Annotated in this window: 13 protein-coding genes; 2 read left to right on the forward strand and 11 right to left on the reverse strand. The window is 68.6% G+C overall.

Translation table 11 applies throughout. The annotated features are described in order from the left end of the window. Positions 1–66: 66 nt before the first annotated feature. The 10 genes from CFRA_RS08085 to ctaC form a co-directional block, all read right to left on the reverse strand. The gene (locus CFRA_RS08085) at positions 67–1,209 is read right to left on the reverse strand and encodes a glycosyltransferase family 4 protein (RefSeq protein ID WP_075664226.1); all 1,143 of its coding nucleotides are present in this window, start codon (positions 1,207–1,209) and stop codon (positions 67–69) included. A 33-nt stretch (positions 1,210–1,242) separates the two neighbouring features. After that, entirely contained in the window at positions 1,243–2,247 is a 1,005-nt protein-coding gene (locus tag CFRA_RS08090) for an NlpC/P60 family protein (protein WP_075664227.1), read from the reverse strand. A 502-nt stretch (positions 2,248–2,749) separates the two neighbouring features. Next, positions 2,750–3,346, reverse strand: a complete 597-nt coding sequence (locus tag CFRA_RS08095) for a C40 family peptidase (protein WP_075664228.1) — start codon at positions 3,344–3,346, stop codon at positions 2,750–2,752. Between the two features lie 565 nt (positions 3,347–3,911). Continuing rightward, complete coding sequence (locus CFRA_RS08100; protein WP_156887990.1) at positions 3,912–5,987, reverse strand: HNH endonuclease signature motif containing protein; 2,076 nt, start codon at positions 5,985–5,987, stop codon at positions 3,912–3,914. Positions 5,988–6,567: 580 nt separating this feature from the next. Then, positions 6,568–8,199, reverse strand: coding sequence for a cytochrome bc1 complex cytochrome b subunit (qcrB, locus tag CFRA_RS08105; RefSeq protein WP_075664230.1), 1,632 nt, complete (start codon positions 8,197–8,199; stop codon positions 6,568–6,570). Further along, positions 8,199–9,416, reverse strand: coding sequence for a cytochrome bc1 complex Rieske iron-sulfur subunit (qcrA, locus tag CFRA_RS08110; RefSeq protein ID WP_075664231.1), 1,218 nt, complete (start codon positions 9,414–9,416; stop codon positions 8,199–8,201). The genes qcrB and qcrA overlap by 1 nt, the downstream gene beginning before the upstream one ends. Further along, on the reverse strand, positions 9,413–10,300 hold the full coding sequence (gene qcrC / locus CFRA_RS08115; protein ID WP_075664232.1) for a cytochrome bc1 complex diheme cytochrome c subunit: 888 nt from the start codon (positions 10,298–10,300) through the stop codon (positions 9,413–9,415). Before qcrC ends, qcrA begins: the two co-directional genes overlap by 4 nt. An 86-nt stretch (positions 10,301–10,386) precedes the next feature. Continuing rightward, the gene (gene ctaE / locus CFRA_RS08120; RefSeq protein WP_075664233.1) at positions 10,387–11,001 is read right to left on the reverse strand and encodes an aa3-type cytochrome oxidase subunit III; all 615 of its coding nucleotides are present in this window, start codon (positions 10,999–11,001) and stop codon (positions 10,387–10,389) included. A 963-nt stretch (positions 11,002–11,964) separates the two neighbouring features. Continuing rightward, positions 11,965–12,396 (reverse strand): aa3-type cytochrome oxidase subunit IV, encoded by a 432-nt coding sequence (gene ctaF / locus CFRA_RS08125; protein ID WP_075664234.1) that lies wholly within the window; start codon positions 12,394–12,396, stop codon positions 11,965–11,967. An 18-nt stretch (positions 12,397–12,414) separates the two neighbouring features. Then, positions 12,415–13,527: an aa3-type cytochrome oxidase subunit II gene (ctaC, locus tag CFRA_RS08130; RefSeq protein ID WP_075664235.1), complete on the reverse strand. Its 1,113-nt coding sequence runs from the start codon at positions 13,525–13,527 to the stop codon at positions 12,415–12,417. Between the two features lie 416 nt (positions 13,528–13,943). Here ctaC and asnB point away from each other — a divergent pair, with 416 nt between their 5' ends. Then, positions 13,944–15,866 carry an asparagine synthase (glutamine-hydrolyzing) gene (gene asnB / locus CFRA_RS08135; RefSeq protein ID WP_075664236.1) on the forward strand — a complete coding sequence of 641 codons (1,923 nt, stop codon included), beginning with the start codon at positions 13,944–13,946 and terminating at the stop codon, positions 15,864–15,866. A 219-nt stretch (positions 15,867–16,085) separates the two neighbouring features. Here the strand turns inward: asnB and CFRA_RS08140 are convergent, their stop codons facing one another. Then, on the reverse strand, positions 16,086–16,430 hold the full coding sequence (locus CFRA_RS08140) for a HesB/IscA family protein (RefSeq protein ID WP_075664237.1): 345 nt from the start codon (positions 16,428–16,430) through the stop codon (positions 16,086–16,088). A gap of 209 nt (positions 16,431–16,639) precedes the next feature. Between CFRA_RS08140 and CFRA_RS08145 the strand changes: the two genes are divergently transcribed. Next, positions 16,640–17,356 (forward strand): DUF3043 domain-containing protein, encoded by a 717-nt coding sequence (locus CFRA_RS08145; protein ID WP_075664961.1) that lies wholly within the window; start codon positions 16,640–16,642, stop codon positions 17,354–17,356. Positions 17,357–17,360: the final 4 nt, after the last annotated feature.

The following is a 17,360-nucleotide window of genomic DNA, read 5'->3' on the forward strand; positions in this document are numbered from 1 at the left end:
GGGTCAGGGTTTCCGTTCGCCTCCGGATCCCGCGGCGGGCGGGGTCGCGTTCGGTCAAAGTGGAAATTATAGGCCAGGGCCCTCCCCCAGCCCCAACGCCCGGCGCAGACGACGGTCCATCTCACCGCGGCTCCAGGCACCCTCGGCGTGGGCGCGACCGGCCCGTCCCATCCGCGCGCGGCGATGCGGATCCGAGAGCAGCCCGACGAGCGCCTCCTCGATCGCGGGCAGGTCGCGGCCGTCGACGACGACCCCGGTCTCCGGGGTGACGGTCTCGGGGGCACCTCCGGAACGCCCGGCGAGCACGGGCACGCCGCTGGACTGCGCCTCGAGGTAGACGATGCCGAGGCCCTCGACGTCGAGGCCGCCGAAGCGGGTGCGCGCGGGCATGGCCGCGACGTCCGCGGCGGCGAGCAAGGCGCGCATGCGGTCGAAGTCGAGCGGGCCGGTCAGCTCCACGCCCTCGCCCGCGCGGCGCGCGAGCACCCGCAGGGTGGATTCGTAGCGGCCACGGCCGACGACGAGCAGGCGGGCGCCGGGCACCTGCGCACGCACGGCCGGCCACGCACGGATCAGCTGGTCCTGGCCCTTGCGCGGCACCAGGCGGGAGATGACCACCACCAACGGCGCATCGACGCCGACGCCGAAGTCGGCGCGGACGTCGGCGCGCGCGGCGTCGTCAATCGGGTGGAACAGGCCGGTGTCCACACCGGAGGGCAGGTGGACGAGCTCGGCGCCGCGCAGCAGGCGGGCGAGTCGGCGGCGGGTGTAGTCGGAGATGTAGGTGACCACGTCCGCGCGGCGGAAGATGCGGCGCAGCAGCTGGCGCGCGCCCGGCAGCATGGACCAGCCGACCTCGTGGCCGTGGGTGGTGGCGACGACGCGGCGGGCGCCGGCGTTGCGGGCGGCGTCGGCAAGCAGACCCAGGGGCGCGGCGGCGCCGAACCAGACGGTCTCGGCGCGCTCCTCGGCGATCACACGGGCCATCTCGCGCGCGGTGGCCGGGGTGGGCAGCATGACGCGGCGGGGCCAGCGGTGCACGCGGTAGCCGACGGCGGCGTCGTGGGCGCGGGCGGCCTCGGCGTCCTGGGTGGAGGCGAAGACGGCGATCTCGTCGGCGCCGAGATGCTCGACGAAGTCACGCAGGTAGGACTGGATGCCGCCGACGGTCGGCGGGAAGTCGTTGGTGACCAGCAGGACCTTGGACATGCAGTCTGTGCGAGCCTCCGGAGCGGGTTCGGGTCAGTAGCGGGCGGCGCCGGCGAAGGGCATCGAGTCGACGGAGACGACCTGGACCGGGATGCCGTAGTCCGAGGCGTGGACGACCTGGCCGTTGCCGATGTACATGCCGACGTGGGTCACGCCCGGGTAGTAGCCGACGATGTCGCCGGGCTGCAGGTCCGCGCGCGAGACGGGCGTGCCGCCGGCGATCTGGGCCTGCGAGGTGCGCGGGATCGACTTGCCCTGCTGCTGGTAGGCCCAGAACATCAGGCCGGAGCAGTCGAAGGCGTCGGGACCGGCCGCACCCCAGCTGTAGGGCGCGCCGAGCTTGCTCAGCGCCGCGCCGACCACGCCCTCGGCGGCGGCCGGGTCGAGGATCGGGGCGAGCGGGCCGTACTTGCCCTCCCAGCGGGCGCGGGCCTCCTCGTCGAGGCCGTCGATGCGCTCGGTGAGCTCGGCGGTGCGCGCGTCGAGCTGCTCCTTCTCCTCGTTGAGGTCCTCGAGCTGGCTGGCCAGGCGGTTGCTGCGGTACTCGGCCTCCGCGCGGGCGCGGGCGGCGCGGTCGCGCTCCCGGTCGGCGGTCGCGGTGGCGTCCTCGAGGGCCTTGACCGACTTCTCGGCCTGGCGGCCCAGGGTGGACAGGTAGGCGGAGCGGTCGAGGGCCATCTGCGGGTTGTCGGCGCCGAGCACGCTCACGGCGTCTCCGGTGGAGCTGCCGCGGTAACGGGAGCCGGCGACCAGGTCGACGCCGTTGCGGGCGTCCCGCTCGGCGGCCTGGGCACGGTCGGCGGCCTCACGGGTCGCGGCGACCTTGCCGTCGAGCTCGCCGAGGCTGCGGCGGGACTCCTCGACCTTGCCCTCGAGGTCCTTGACCTCCTCGTTCTTCGCGGAGGCCTCCTGGGAGAGCTCGTCCATCTCGGCGAGGAGGTCGTCGACCTCGTCAGCCTGGGCGACGTGGGCAGAGCCGCCGAGGACGGCGAGGACGCCGACGACGGACAGGCCGCGTCGAATGAAGTGAGAGCTCACGGGGCTACCTCCGGGAAGGCGGAATGAAAACTAGGGGCACGCGGGTCCGCCGTGGTCGACCGGGCCACCTGCGGCGGCCGGGCTCCGGCAGTTCCGGGGCGGGGACCCTATGCGTGAACAAATAGAGACTATAGCCTGCGAAGTCCCATATCGTTAACGGGAACTGCAACGTCGTGACCCGTGTGAAAGTTGAGGTCAGAGGGGTGGTGCAGGCGACCCCGTCCGTGCTGCGGGGCGAGTGCTGCAAGGCGCTGCGGAGTGGTGCGTCGAGGGGCACCGGGAGCATAAGGAGTGCGCCGAAGGAACACCCGGGACCCCGCCACACGGCCGGCGCGCTCGCGGCATGGACCGACGGCAACCGGACAAGGCGCCTCCAGGGCGCGGGACACCGGACAGCACGAAACCCCCGCGCCCCGGGATGTACCCGGGATGCGGGGGCCTGCCGGACGCCTTCCGGTCGCTTGCCTCGACCGGCGGCGTCAGTGACGCAAGGTCCTGATTCTTAGAAGCGGACCGCGTTGTTGAACGGCATGTAGTCGAGCGTGCGGACGCCGACCGGGGTGCCGGAGTTCAGGGCGTCGATGATCTTGCCGTCACCGATGTAGATGCCCACGTGGGAGGCACCGCCGTAGAAGGAGACGATGTCACCCGGCTGCAGGTCGTTGTAGGCGACCGGGGTGCCCGCGGAGGCCTGGGCCTGCGAGGTGCGCGGGATCTGCTTGCCGACCTGGGCGTAGACCCAGGAGGTGAACCCGGAGCAGTCGAAGGCGTTCGGGCCGGAGGCGCCGTAGACGTACGGCGCGCCGATCTTGGACTGCGCGATCTCGACGATGCGCTGGCCCTCCGAGGCCGGAGCGGCCGGGGCGGACGAGCCGCCGGCGGTGTTGTTCTGGACGACGTAGTCGCTGTAGCCCGGGACATCCTGGACGCCCGGAACGTTCTCGAGGCCCGGGACGTCGACGGTGTAGCCGGTCTCCGGGATCTGGACCTCAGCGGCGCCCGCGACGGCGGGGCTGATGGCGGTGGCGCCCATCGCGACGGCGGTGGAGGCGATGGCGATACGGCGGGTGGTCTTGTTCTGCCGACGGTGCTTAGCCACGAATGATTCTCCCAATCTCAAGTCTTGCTCTCGCGTACCGGTCCCGAAGGTTGTTGGTTCTTCGCGGAGCGCGGCTTGGCTTCTTCGTTCGTTTCATGCATCCGGGGCGTTCCCCCGGCGGCAAGGTCTCGATCAGGTTACGAAACGGCAACAAGTCGTGTCCAACCGACACGCAAACCTGAAGCCGTTATCGGTCCGTTACCAAACCGCGACACTTCCTATACCGAACCCGGCCGCAGACCCCACTTCCGCTGACACATCAGCGAAATAGGCCCGTGTACTGCGTTAACGGCGTGGAAAATTGACGACGCCGCGCACACATGCGCGTCGGCGAAATTGTGCGGGCATGCATCCAAACGAATATTGTGCGCTTCGTCACACATGTCCTGCAGGGCTTCAAACTGGACCTTTTCGGCCGCCTCGGGGAGCACTCCCCACGACGCTTGCAGCCCCTCCTCCGGTTACGCAACGATGCCGTCCGATCCTGTCGCGTTGGATCCTGTCGCGTTGGATCCTGTCGCATTCCGGGCGCTCCACGACGCGACCCCTCCTCAGACGCTGAGCCTCAGGCGCTGAAGGGGGTCGGCTGCCCGTCGTCCGGGCCACGGCCTCCGCTGCCCGGCGCTCCCCCGCCGCGCTCCCCGTCTTCGGGGCCGGCGTCGTCGAAGTTGTCATTCTCTCCGTAGAGCCGCCTGACGGCACCACCGGACCATCCGGATGCACCCGCCCCGTAGTCGCCGGCCGCGTCCTTTCCCGCCTCCTCGGCGTCCTTCTCGGCGAGATAGTCCTCGTAGTCGGCCATCCACGCCTCTCCTTCGTCGAAGACAGACTTCTTCTGGTGCTTCCTCCTGATCCGCTCGCCGGCGGATGTCGACGCCCTCTCGGTCTCGTTGACGATCACGTTGGTCGTGTCCGAGGACGCGGCCGGTGGGGTGTGCCCCACTCGCCCGGTCTCCGGGTCCCGCTCGGCCCAGCCGCGCGAGGCATACCTGTCCCGCTTGTCGTTATTGTCTCCGTGGTGGTCCTTACATCGGAACGTCAGGTTCTCGATGTCGGTGCGCCCGCCGTTCAACCATGCGACCAGGTGATGAAGTTCGGACTCGTCGGCTGACGCAGTACACCCCGGATAGGAACAGACCTGGTCTCTGGCGAGTACCGCGACTTTCTGGACGAAGCTCGCCGGTCTTCGTGCCCTACCCGCGATCAGCGGGTTGCCGTCGGTTCCGTGCAGGACCACGAAGTCGTGCGCCCCTGCCTTGAGAGCCATCAGGTCGAAGAGGCTGACCTTCACCCCGGTGTTCGTCGGGAAGGTCGTCCCCCAGAGTCGGCTGGCGGCCTGCGGATCCGTCACCGCCGTGCCGGCGGCCATGTCGATGTTCGTGAGGTCCTCCGCGACGAGCGAGGCGACGATGCTCGCGCACCCGGTGTTGCGGGTCTGGCCCGACGCGTAGGCGGTGGCCATGTGCAGGAACAGGTCCGCCCTGCGCTGGCCCGGGGTGCGCCGGTCCGGCACACCACGCTCGGCGCGGCCGGGGCCGTGCTTAGCGGCGACGCCGGGCAGGCCCGGAATGGACAGTCCGGAGAGATCCACGGTCTCATCGCCCTCGCCCGGTCGGTCGAAGCCCGGCCTCGCCTTGATGAAGAGGTGCTTGAGGACGGCCACGGTGGCCGGCGGGATGTAGCCCTTGATCCAGGCGCCGCCGTCCGCGTCGGGCTCCGACATCCAGAGCCAACGGTCCATGTAGGCGGTCAGCGGATCACGGAAGGCACCGTTGGCCTCGGCGACTCGGGCACGCAGCCAGTCGCGCAGATCCTCCGGTCCGCGTTTGTCGGCCTCCTCCACAGCGAGGCGGCGCAGTTCCTCCGCGCCGACGCCGGCGCCGTCCCTGAGGCTGCGCAGCTCGTTGTTGATGATGCGCAGCTTCTCGGTCGCGAGCTTCTTCTCACGGGCCCGACGGTTGGCCTCCCGGCGGTCGGCCTCAGCCTTGCGCCGGCGCTCCTCTGCGGCCCGTCGCTCAGCCTTCTTCCGCTCGGCCTCTTCCTTCTCTTTACGTGCGCGCTCAGCCCGCTCCGCTTCTTCTCGTTCCCGCTCGGCGCGCTCGCGTTCCTCGCGCTGTTTGCGGGCACGCTCGGCGGCGTCCTCCGCGTCCGTGCCGGCCCCACCGGGGGCGGCGTCGTCTTCGGTGGCATTCCCGGCCCCGGCCGCGCCGGCGGATCCCGGCTGGTCCCCCGGACCGGGATCCTCGCCCGATCCCCAAGCCTCATCCGGCCCGGAGGCATCCGACCCCGGTTCCGAGGCCGAGCCGGCCGCATCCGGACCATCAGTCCCCTGATCCGGAGCGGGCCCCGCCGGACGGGCCGGACCGTAGATGTTTTCCGCTCCGTCGACGCGAGCACGGGCCTCGCGACGGGTCAGGTCGAAGATCTCCGCAAGAAAGAGGTCCACGCGCCGCGTACCCGTCAGGTTGCCCGCGTGATACAGACCGGCGAGATGGGCCACGGCGTGATCCACAGCGGCCTTGGACCCCTGCGTCTTCTCCAGGTCGATCAGAGAGGGCAGCATCGCGGTGAGTTCGCGGGCCTCCACGGACGGGTCAATCAGGTCCGCGAGCTCCTCGTAGGCTCCCGAGATCGTCTCCACCAGAGAGGCGACCCGCCGGACACGCGGAGTCTCCCGCCCAGCACGGGCGGCACCGGCGAGAGTAGAAGCGGTCACGGTCATCGGGGTCACCTCCCGGGGCCTCGATACCGGGGGCGGCCGCGTTGCGACCGATTGAATTCCCCCGAACTGTCCTTGTCTGCCCACCAACTTACAGGCACGTACGTTCGATCGCAAGTGTTTTCGACAGATCAGCTTCTACCAGCGCATACCCGGATAGAACGACACCACGTGTCCCATCCGCGCATAGGCATCGCCGCCGATACCCGACGCGGACCGCCCCCACACGCTCATCCCCGCCCCGTTGCCCCTGAGAACTGAGCTCACTTCCCCGCCGCACCCCACCCCCATCCCGAGCCCATCCCCGCACCACAGGACAATCCACCGTCCCCGCCTCACGCCAAACCCCACCCCTCGCCCACACCCGGAGAGACCACCTGCCCGCCGGATGCACCGACATCGGCCCCCACTGCCACGACAGGTCCCGCCTCCCCCACACACGAGGAAACCCCGTCCCCCGCCGGAAAGGCGGGTGACGGGGTCGGTGACGGGCGCTCGACGCTTAGTGGTCGACGTCCTCGCCGCGGGACCGGTCGGCCTCGCGGTTGGCCTCGTTGAGGCGCTCGAGCATCTGGTGCTCCTCGCGCTCGTTCTCCTTGCGGATCTCGCGCTTGCGGCGCTGGATGTCCTCCGGGTCCGCGGAGAAGATGCCGGTGGTCTCGCTGTCGGCGAAGCCGAGGCGGTTGAGCTGCTTCGGCACCTTGGCGCCGGCGTACGGCAGCGGGACCGGGTGGCCGTTCTCGTCGACCGGGCCCAGCGGCTGGTGGACCTCGATGAAGGCACCGTTCGGCATCTGCAGGATCGTGCCGGTCTCGATGCCGTGCTCCAGGACCTCGCGGTCGGAACGCTGCAGACCGATGCAGATCCGGTAGGTGACGAAGTAGGCGATCGGGGGCAGGACCAGCAGGCCGATGCGGCCGAACCAGGTCATCGCGTTCAGCGAGATCTGGAAGTGGAACGCGATCAGGTCGTTGCCGCCCGAGAGAGTCAGCAGGATGAAGAAGGTCAGGGCCATGGCGCCCAGGCCCGAGCGGACCGGGACGTCGCGGGGACGCTGCAGCAGGTTGTGGTGCGCGTCGTCGCCCGTGGTCTTCTTCTCGATGAACGGGTAGGCGATCAGCAGGACGACCATGGCGCCGGCGAGCAGCGCCACCCAGAACACGCCCGGGATGGTGTAGCCGAAGAGGTAGAGCTCCCAGGCCGGCATGACACGGGCCGCGCCGTCCGTCCACAGCATGTAGATGTCAGGCTGCGAACCAGCGGAGACCTGCGAGGGGTTGTACGGCCCCAGGTTCCAGATCGCGTTGATGGTCGTCAGGCCGGCCATCAGGGCCAGGGCGCCGAAGGTCAGCAGGCCGAAGCCGACGGACTTGACGGCGAACACCGGCATGATGCGGATGCCGACGACGTTGTTCTCGGTGCGGCCGGCGCCCGGGAACTGGGTGTGCTTCTGGTACCAGACCAGGGCCAGGTGCGCGGCGATGAGGCCGAGCAGGATGGCCGGGATCAGCAGCACGTGGGCGATGTAGAAGCGGTCCAGCATCAGCTCGGAGGGGAAGTCCCCGCCGAAGATCAGCCAGTGCAGCCAGGTGCCGATGATCGGCAGGCCGACGACGATGGCGGACATGATGCGCAGGCCGACGCCGGAGAGCAGGTCGTCCGGCAGGGAGTAGCCCATGAAGCCCTCGGCCATGCCGAGGATCAGCAGGGTGCAGCCGATGATCCAGTTGGCCTCACGCGGGCGACGGAACGCACCGGTGAAGAAGATGCGCAGCATGTGCGCGACCATCGAGAACATGAACAGCAGGGCCGCCCAGTGGTGCATCTGGCGGATGAAGAGGCCACCGCGCACCTCGAAGGAGATGTTCAGGGCGGTCTCGTAGGCGCGCGACATCTCGACGCCATTGAGCGGCAGGTAGGCGCCGTCGTAGATCACCTTGGTGATCGACGGGTCGAAGAAGAGCGTCAGGTAGACACCCGTCAGCAGCAGGACGATGAAGCTGTAGAGGGCGATCTCACCGAGCAGGAAGGACCAGTGCGTCGGAAAGACCTTGTTGATCTGCCGGCGCATGCCGGCCGCGGCTGTGTACCGCGAGTCGATGTTGTTGCCGATTTCGGCGAGCTTGTTGCTCATTAGGACTCACGCTCCCAGAAGGCCGGGCCGACAGGTTCGGCGAAGTTGTCTTCCGCGACGAGGTAACCTTCCTCGTCCACGGTGATCGGCAGCTGCGGCAGCGCACGGGCGGCCGGACCGAAGACCGGCTTACCGTAGTGCAGCGCGTCGAACTGCGACTGGTGGCACGGGCAGAGAATGCGGTTGGTCTGCGCCTCGTACAGCGAGGTCGGGCAGCCGATGTGGGTGCAGATCTTCGAGTAGGCGTAGTAGTCGCCGTAGTGGAAGTCCTCCTGGCCCTCACGCTCGATGACCCGAGCCGCGTCCTGGGAACGCAGACGGATCAGCATGACCGCGTTGCGCGGGCCGTGGATGGAGTGCATGTGGTGCTCGTAGACGTCACGCTTCTTGTCGTACTTGTCACCGTCGTTGACGTCCTCCTCGGCGAGCGGGAAGACGGTCTCCATGCCGCCGGCGGCGAGGTCCTCGGGGCGGACGCGGACCAGACGGGAGATGCCCTGGGTGGTCATGTGCGTGCCGGTGTCCGAGGTGTGCTCCTCGGCGACCGCACCGGTGTCGCGGCCGAGGTAGAGCTTGACGCCCTTCTCGTGCAGCGTCCAGCCGGAGGTCCACAGGGTGCCGTCGCCGTGGTAGTCCATCTCGCGGCGCTTCCACGGGTTCTTGATCATGCCGCCCAGCGGGGCGATGATCACCAGACCGGCGACCACGGCGCCGACGCCGAGCAGGCCCTGCATCGCCTTGCGGCGGCCCAGGGTGGAGGTCTGCCAGGAGTCGTTCAGCAGCGCGGTGATCGTGCGGCGGTCCACCTCGTCGGAGGGGCCGTCGTGACGGCGCTGCACCGAGATCTCCTCGGGGATGAACTTCTTCTGGAACTGGACGAGGTAGATGCCCAGCGACACGATGCACAGACCGGCGGTCAGGCCGAGCAGCGGCGTGTAGAAGGTGTACATCCACAGGCCCTCGTCCCCGTGGCCCTTGTAGTGCCAGGGCCAGAAGAGGTAGACGGCCAGGAAGGCGAGGCCGGAGACGATCGCGATCGTCAGCCAGACGTTCAGCAGGGTCGCGGCCCGCTTCTCGGCGGGGTCGTTCGCGACCGGGAAGCGCTCCTTGCGGTAGGCGACGGTCACGTCGTCGAGCTCGGTGCCCAGCCGGGCGAGCTCGTCGTTGCTCATCGCCTCGAGTTCGCGCTCCGTGTAGGTGTTGTTCTTGTCGCTCATGAGCGCGTTCCAATCCAGATAGCAGCGGAGATGAGGACCATCAGGCCCACGAACCACATGAAGAAGCCCTCAGAGACCGGGCCGAGGCCGCCCAGCGACCAGCCGCCCGGGTTCGGGGTCTCCTTGGCCGACTTGATGAAGGCGATGATGTCCTTCTTCTCGTCGGCGGACAGCTGGCGGTCCGAGAACTTCGGCATGTTCTGCGGGCCGGTCAGCATGGCCTGGTAGATCTCCTGCTCGTTGGCCGGGTCGAGCTCGGGGGCGTACTTACCGGAGGAGAGCGCGCCGCCGCGACCGGTGAAGTTGTGGCAGGAGGCGCAGTTCAGACGGAAGAGCTCGGAGCCGCGCGCGACGTCCTCGGGCTGAATCTGCCCGTCGTAGTTCGCGCCGCGGAGCTCCTCCATGGCGATCGAGCCGTCCTCGTTGTAGACGAGCTCGGGGCCGCCGCCGTTGGCCGCGACGTAGGCGGCCATGGCCAGAGCCTGGTCCTCGGTGTAACGCGGGGTCTTGCGCTCGGCCTGGGCGTCGTTCGACATCATCGGCATGCGGCCGGAGTGGACCTGGAAGTAGGTCGCGCCGGCGCCGACGCCGATGAGGGACGGGCCGCGGTCCGGCACACCCTGGAGGTTGGCGCCGTGGCAGGTGATGCACGCGACGTCGTAGATGTCCTTGCCCTCCTGGATGATCGCCTGATCATCCTGCTGGGCGGTGGCCTGCTGCGCGTCCGGGGTGAGGGCGCTGGCGAGGACGCCGGCGCCGGTCAGGCCGATGGTGAGCGCGAGGGCACCGCCGACGGCCCGCCGCGCGCGACGACGCGAGCGCGTCTTCTTCGCCGGCGCGGGCGCTTCCGCGGCCTGCGCGGGGTTCTTGGGAGTGGTATCCATCGTTTCCCTTTAGCTTTCAGAGTCTTGGTCGCTGATTTCGGCGGGGGCCGCGGGTGCCGCAGTGAAGGCGCCCGGGGCGGCCCCGTCTACTGGATCACGTAGACGATGAGGAACAGGCCGATCCAGATGACGTCGACGAAGTGCCAGTAGTAGGAGACCACCATGGCGGCGGTCGCCTGCGCCGGCGTGAACTTCGACTTCGCGACGCGCAGCAGCACGACCACGAAGGCGACCACACCGGCCAGCACGTGGGCGGCGTGGAAGCCGGTCGTGATGAAGAAGACCGAGGCGAACACGCTGCTCGGGATCGTCACGCCCTCCATGATCAGCTCGGCGTACTCGTAGCCCTGCATGCAGAGGAAGATCACGCCGAGGAGGATCGTCACGGCGTACCAGCGCCGCAGTCCGTAAACGTCACCCCTTTCCGCGGCGAAGACGCCGAACTGCGAGGTCACCGAGGAGGAGACCAGGATGATCGTGATGACCGCCGCGTACCACACGGTCAGGTGGCTGGTCTGGTACTCCCAGTCACCCGATTGGCCGTTGGCGCGCGCGGTGAAGTACATCGCGAACAGTCCGGCAAAGAACATCAGTTCCTGCGAAAGGAACACGATGGTGCCGACACTGACCATGTTCGGTCGGTTCAGCGCCGGCACGCGCTCGCGTTCCGTCGCACCTGGGTTAGAAATTGCGCTCGTCACGCCCTCAAGTATGGCTGGAATCCACGGGCCAGTCACGTCGTATCCCCCACTCCACGGACCTCCCTCACAGGGCGTTTTCAGGTTGACACGACCCGCGGGCCCGGAAATTTTTCATCGGGGCCGACGGGAACTTCTTCGTCCCCGCATCCGACCACTCATCGACGCAGGTCATGAACGAACATTCCGGACCCGGCCGGGAGTTTCCCACCCGGAAACCAGTTTGAGCTTTTCAGGCCTCAGATTTGCACCCGTTCCGCAAGCCATTACAGCGTGATATACCTCATAGTTTTTTCGGGAACTGGTTCGGGGTTCTCCTACTTTCGGCTAACCCCCGCTTATCATTCTTTCAGACGAGCACGTGCCCAACCCCGTGTCTCATCCTTTCCGCCCGGACCTCTTTTGCGCCCCTGACCGGGCCGTCTGGCTTTCCCGAGGGGTCCCGCAGTCCCCCGGAGCCACCACGACGGGTGCACGTCCGGGCGTGACGTCAGCCCTCTCTCCTCCCCCGCCGTCCCAATTGCCGACGCCGCGCGCGGAACGGCGCAGGCGCGCATCCTCACCGTCGGCGTCCACACCCCGCTTGCCGACGCCGCGCGCGGAACGGCGCGCGCGAATTCTCACCGTCGGCGCCCGCGCCCCAATTGCCGACGCCGCGCGCGGAACGGCGCAGGCGCGCATCCTCACCGTCCGCGCCGCCACCCCGATTGCCGACGACACTGCGCGACGTACACCGCCGGCGCGCATCCGTGCCATCGAAACGTCACGCGACAACGCCCGGGCCTTTACGCCCACCCGCACGGTGCCGGCGACGGTGACCGACGGGACGTCGGCAAGCGAAAGGACCGGGCCCCGGTCTCCGTGTGTCACGGTAACCGGGGCCCGGTCCTCGGGGCCCGGCGACGGGTGCCGGGCCGACAGCTGCGTGGCCGTGCCAGGGCGGGTGCCCGCCCGGGCGTCAGGCCTCTAGTGCTTCTCCTTCGGCACGCCGTACTGGAGGTTCATCATGGCGCCGGTGTAGATCAGCAGCACCGCGCCGAGGGCGATCATCCAGTAGTGCATGTAGATGATGCCGAGACCCAGCACGAGGATCGCGCCGGTCATGGCCAGCGGCCAGATCGAGCTCGGGCTGAAGAAGCCCAGCACGCCGGAGCCGTCCTCCATCTCGGCCTCTTCCCAGTCCTCGGGGAGGACGTCGACGTGACGCTCCGTGAAGTGGAGGTAGACGCCGAGCATGGTGGTCAGACCGAAGGAGAGGGTCAGGGCGACCACGCCGGCCCACTCGAGGCCGCGGACGTAGCCGTCGTCCTGCACGTACATGGTCGCGAAGATGTAGATCACGAGCATCAGCAGCAGGAACGCCGACAGCCCGTACATGATCTTTGCTGAAGCCTTCATTGCTCTTCTCCTCGCCCCTTACGCGTTCTGGTTGTGGTCGACGGCGTTGTCACCCTCGCGGGTGCCGGTGCGGTCCGAGTTGAACGGGTGCGTCGAGGTCGCGTACGGCTCCTGACCGATGTGCTTGAGGGCCTCGGAGTTCGGGGCCTCCGGGTTCTCGGTGCGGAACTTCATGTACTCGGTGAAGTCCTCCGGCGACACGGCGCGCAGCTCGAAGTTCATCATGGCGTGGTAGGTGCCGCACATCTCGGCGCAACGGCCGACGAAGGCGCCCTCCTGCTCGATGCCCTCGATCTGGAAGGCACGCTGCTGCTGGTTCGCGTCCGGGTGCGCGTAGACGTCGCGCTTGAAGAGGAACTCCGGGATCCAGAACGAGTGGGAGACGTCGCCGGAGGCGAGTCGGAACTCGATCGGGGTGTTGGTCGGGAGGACCAGCACCGGGACCTCCTCGGTGGTGCCGAGGGTCTCGACGGTGTCGTAGTCGAGGTAGGACAGGTCCTTCTTCGAACGGCCGTGGATCGGGTTGTCACCGTGCTCGGTGCTGATCTCGCCGTTCTCGTCGCGGTCGTACTCGCTGGCGTCCGCCTGGGCCTGGCGCTCCTCGTCGGTACCGTCCCAGTCCTGGCCGGTCGGCGAGAGGTCCGCGGCGACCTCGGCGTAGCCGAACTTCCAGTTCCACTGGAAGCCGGTGACGTCGACGGCGACCTTCGGGTCCTTGTCCATCGCGACGACCTTCTGCTGGGTCTGCACGGTGAAGAAGAACAGGGCCATGACGATGACGATCGGCACGGCCGTCAGCACGAGCTCCAGCGGGATGTTGTACTGGAGCTGCTTCGGGAACTCGCCCTTGCCGTTCTTCTCGGCGCGCTTGGCACCCCAGCGGAAGATCCCCCAGAGGAAGATGCCCCACATGATGATGCCGATCGTCCAGGCGACGACCCAGACCCAGATCCAGAAGTTGTACATCTCGTGAGCCTCCGGGGTGATGCCTTCCGGCCACCCCATGTGCAGGAGGTTCGAGACCGGCTCCGGGGGCTGGACGTCACAGCCCGCGAGAGTCATGCCGGCGGCGCCGATCAGCGCGCCGACCGCGGCCTTCCGGCCGAGACCCCGCCTGTTTCGCTGTTCCACGTGTGTCTGCCTTTCTTTTCTACGCAGCTGTAGAGGACACATCTCAACGTTCCTAATCAGGAGGATAGTCGATACCCGAGCTGAAACCACGCTGATGCCCGACCGTGAGAATGCCGGTATTTGCACAGGTGAGACGATTGCACAGGTGTCAGGCCTAACGCCGCGCGCGCACATCTGGGGGACGTAGGCAGAGATCAATCGGAAGTTTGCACCCGTGTGGGGATCCTTTCGGGTGTAGCCGGGCCACCTCAAAGTTTCAGCACCCCTGTCCCGGGTCGTCCGGGACCGCCCGCGACTCCGGGCGGAACTGCACGGCCCGGGCGGGCCGGGCGGGCGCGCCTTTAGGCCCGCGTCGCGCCCTCGTGCCATCATCGGACGGAAAGAACCTGTCCCCCTCAGGAAGGAACCATTGCCCTATGTGCGGTCTGCTCGGCCTCCTGACCTCCGACGGGTCGGCGGCGACCCATGTCGACGCCGTCCGGGAGGCGCTGCCGTGCATGCGCCACCGCGGGCCCGACGGCACGGACACCTGGAACGACGAGGACGTCGTCTTCGGGTTCAACCGGCTGTCCATCATCGACCTCGAGCACTCCCACCAGCCGCTGGTGTGGGGCCCCGAGGACGACCCGCAGCGCTACACGCTCACCTTCAACGGCGAGATCTACAACTACATCGAGCTGCGCGAGGAGCTGGCCGCCGCCGGTCTGCCCCTGCACACCACCGGTGACTCCGAGACGATCGTCGCCGGCTACCACCTGTGGGGCGAGGACGTCGTCGAGCACCTGCGCGGCATGTTCGCCTTCGCGGTGTGGGACGCCCGCAAGCGCACGATGTTCCTCGCCCGCGACCAGTTCGGCATCAAGCCGCTGTTCTTCGCCACCACGCCCGCCGGCACGGCCTTCGCCTCCGAGAAGAAGTGCCTGCTCGCCCTCGCCGAGGACATGGGCACCGACCTCAGCATCGACCGCCGTGCCGTCGAGCACTACGTCGACCTGCAGTACGTCCCGGAGCCGGAGAGCCTGCACACCGGCATCCGCCGCCTCGAGTCGGGCTGCTCGGCCACGCTGACCCCGGGTGGCGTGCTGGTCCAGCGCCGCTACTTCCGCCCGCAGTTCAAGACCACCCCGGTCGCCCACGACTCCGAGCAGCAGGTCTTCGACCGCATCGCCAACGTGCTCGAGGACTCCGTGGCCAAGCACATGCGCGCGGACGTCACCGTCGGCTCCTTCCTCTCCGGCGGCATCGACTCCACCGCGATCGCCGCGCTGGCCAAGCGCCACAACCCGGACCTGCTGACCTTCACCACCGGCTTCGAGCGCGAGGGCTACTCCGAGGTCGACGTCGCCGCCGAGTCCGCCGAGGCCATCGGCGTCGAGCACCACGTCAAGATCGTCTCCCCGGAGGAGTACGCGGACGCAGTGCCGAAGATCATGTGGTACCTCGACGACCCGGTCGCCGACCCCTCCCTGGTGCCGCTGTACTTCGTCGCCGCCGAGGCGCGCAAGCACGTCAAGGTCGTGCTCTCCGGCGAGGGCGCCGACGAGCTCTTCGGCGGCTACACCATCTACAAGGAGCCGCTCTCCCTGAAGCCCTTCGAGAAGATGCCCTCTCCCCTGCTCAAGGGGCTGCGCAAGCTCTCGACCGTGCTGCCCGAGGGCATGAAGGGCAAGTCACTGCTCGAGCGCGGCACCATGCCGATGGAGGACCGCTACTACGGCAACGCGCGCTCCTTCAACTTCGAGCAGATGCAGCGCGTGATCCCGTGGGCGAAGCGCGAGTGGGACCACCGCGAGGTCACCCGCCCGATCTACGCGCAGTCGCAGGACATGGACCCGGTCGCGCGCATGCAGCACCTGGACCTGTTCACCTGGATGCGCGGCGACATCCTGGTCAAGGCCGACAAGATCAACATGGCCAACTCCCTGGAGCTGCGCGTGCCGTTCCTGGACAAGGAGGTCTTCCGGGTGGCCGAGTCGCTGCCCTACGACCTGAAGGTCTCGCACGGCACGACCAAGTACGCGCTGCGCAAGGCCCTCGAGCAGATCGTCCCGGCCCACGTGCTGCACCGCCGCAAGCTGGGCTTCCCGGTGCCGATGCGCCACTGGCTGGCCGGCGACGAGCTCTACGGCTGGGCGCAGGACCAGATCAACGCCTCGCAGACCGAGGACATCTTCGACAAGAAGGCCGTCCTGGAGATGCTCAAGGAGCACCGCGACGGCGTCTCCGACCACTCGCGGCGCATCTGGACGGTGCTGGCCTTCATGATCTGGCACGGCATCTTCGTCGAGGACCGCATCCAACCGCAGATCGACACCCCGGACTATCCGGTCGACATCTAGCTGCACGCTCCCCCGGCCCGGCACCCGCCGGGTCCCGACCCGCTCCCCCGGCCCCGACCGACCCCGGGCCGGGTCCGGGCCAGGGCACACAAAAACCCGGCGCCCCGTCACAGGAACGCCGGGTTTTTCGCGCGCGCAGCGCGCATCCACCCACGCCGGGCGGTACCGCCCGGCGTCGGCGCGCGGCGTCGTCAATTGACGACGCCGCGCGGGCACATGTCAGTGGAAGGAGTCGCCGCAGGCGCAGGAACCGCCGACGTTCGGGTTGTCGATGGTGAAGCCCTGCTGCTCGATGGTGTCGGCGAAGTCGATGGTCGCGCCGGCCAGGTAGGGCACGGACATCCGGTCGACGACGAGGTTCACGCCGCCGAAGACGTCGACCTTGTCGCCGTCGAGGGTGCGGTCGTCGAAGTAGAGCTGGTAGCGCAGGCCGGCGCAACCGCCGGGCTGGACGGCGATGCGCAGGGAGAGGTCGTCGCGGCCCTCCTGCTCGAGCAGGGCCTTCGCCTTCGCGGCGGCGGCGTCGGTCAGGGTCACGCCGGTCTCGGTGGACGGTGCAGTCATGGCAAGCTCCTGGAAAACTGGAAGACGTTCACTTCGGGGCCGGTCCCTGCCCGGCGGGTGCTCCGACTCCGGCGGTGACCCGGGCGCTGGTCCGGGTGCCGGGCCGGGCGGCGGCCCCACTGCGCTAAACCATACCCGTCTCCACCCGGAGAAAACACCGTCCCGGCCCCGCAGCCACTTCGCCGTGCGCGGCTTGTAACCTGGTGGGCGTGAAATTCCCCTGGCAGAAGAACGACGACACCGGCGCCACGGCCGCCGAGGCGGGCCACGAGGCCGACGCCGCCGACGAGGCCGCGGCCCAGGCAGAGAAGGCCGAGCACGACCCCGGCTACACCCCGAAGAAGGGGCACGCGACCCCGAAGCGTCGCGACCAGGAGCTCGCCCGTGGCGTGATCCGCGGCGAGTCCATGGCGCCGACGACTCCGGCGCAGGCCCGCGCCGAGCGCAAGAAGCTCAAGGCGTCCATGACCAAGGAGGAGTGGAAGGAGCACAAGCGCAAGGAGCGCGAGGCCAACCGCTCCCGCCAGCGCGAGGCGCAGGCGCGCATGGACGCCGGCGACGAGCGTTACCTGCTCGAGCGCGACCGCGGCGAGGAGCGCCGCTTCGTGCGTGACTGGGTCGACGCGCGGCGCTTCGCCAACAACTACGTCATGCCCGCGGCCCTGATCCTGCTGGTGTTCATGCTGATCTCCAACGCCGCTCCGAAGATCGCGGCCGCGGCCTCGCTGTTCGCCATGGCGCTCATCGTTATCTTCTTCCTCGAGGGCGTCTGGCTGGGCCGCCGCGCGAACGCCGCGGTGCGCGACCGCTTCCCCGGCACCTCGGCGACCGGCTTCGGGCTGGGCATGTACGCCTACTCGCGCGCCACGCAGCCGCGGCGCTGGCGCACCCCGCGCCCGCGCGTGGAGATCGGCGCGAACGTCTAGGAGT

The sequence above is a fragment of the Corynebacterium frankenforstense DSM 45800 genome (genome assembly GCF_001941485.1).
GTDB classification, from domain to species: domain Bacteria; phylum Actinomycetota; class Actinomycetes; order Mycobacteriales; family Mycobacteriaceae; genus Corynebacterium; species Corynebacterium frankenforstense.

Coding starts and splice junctions, on each gene's coding strand:
- ctaF (WP_075664234.1), bottom strand. CDS start 12,396: ATGAAGGCTTCAGCAAAGATCATGTACGGGCTGTCGGCGTTCCTGCTG.
- qcrB (WP_075664230.1), bottom strand. CDS start 8,199: ATGAGCAACAAGCTCGCCGAAATCGGCAACAACATCGACTCGCGGTAC.
- asnB (WP_075664236.1), top strand. CDS start 13,944: ATGTGCGGTCTGCTCGGCCTCCTGACCTCCGACGGGTCGGCGGCGACC.
- CFRA_RS08085 (WP_075664226.1), bottom strand. CDS start 1,209: ATGTCCAAGGTCCTGCTGGTCACCAACGACTTCCCGCCGACCGTCGGC.
- qcrA (WP_075664231.1), bottom strand. CDS start 9,416: ATGAGCGACAAGAACAACACCTACACGGAGCGCGAACTCGAGGCGATG.
- qcrC (WP_075664232.1), bottom strand. CDS start 10,300: ATGGATACCACTCCCAAGAACCCCGCGCAGGCCGCGGAAGCGCCCGCG.
- CFRA_RS08140 (WP_075664237.1), bottom strand. CDS start 16,430: ATGACTGCACCGTCCACCGAGACCGGCGTGACCCTGACCGACGCCGCC.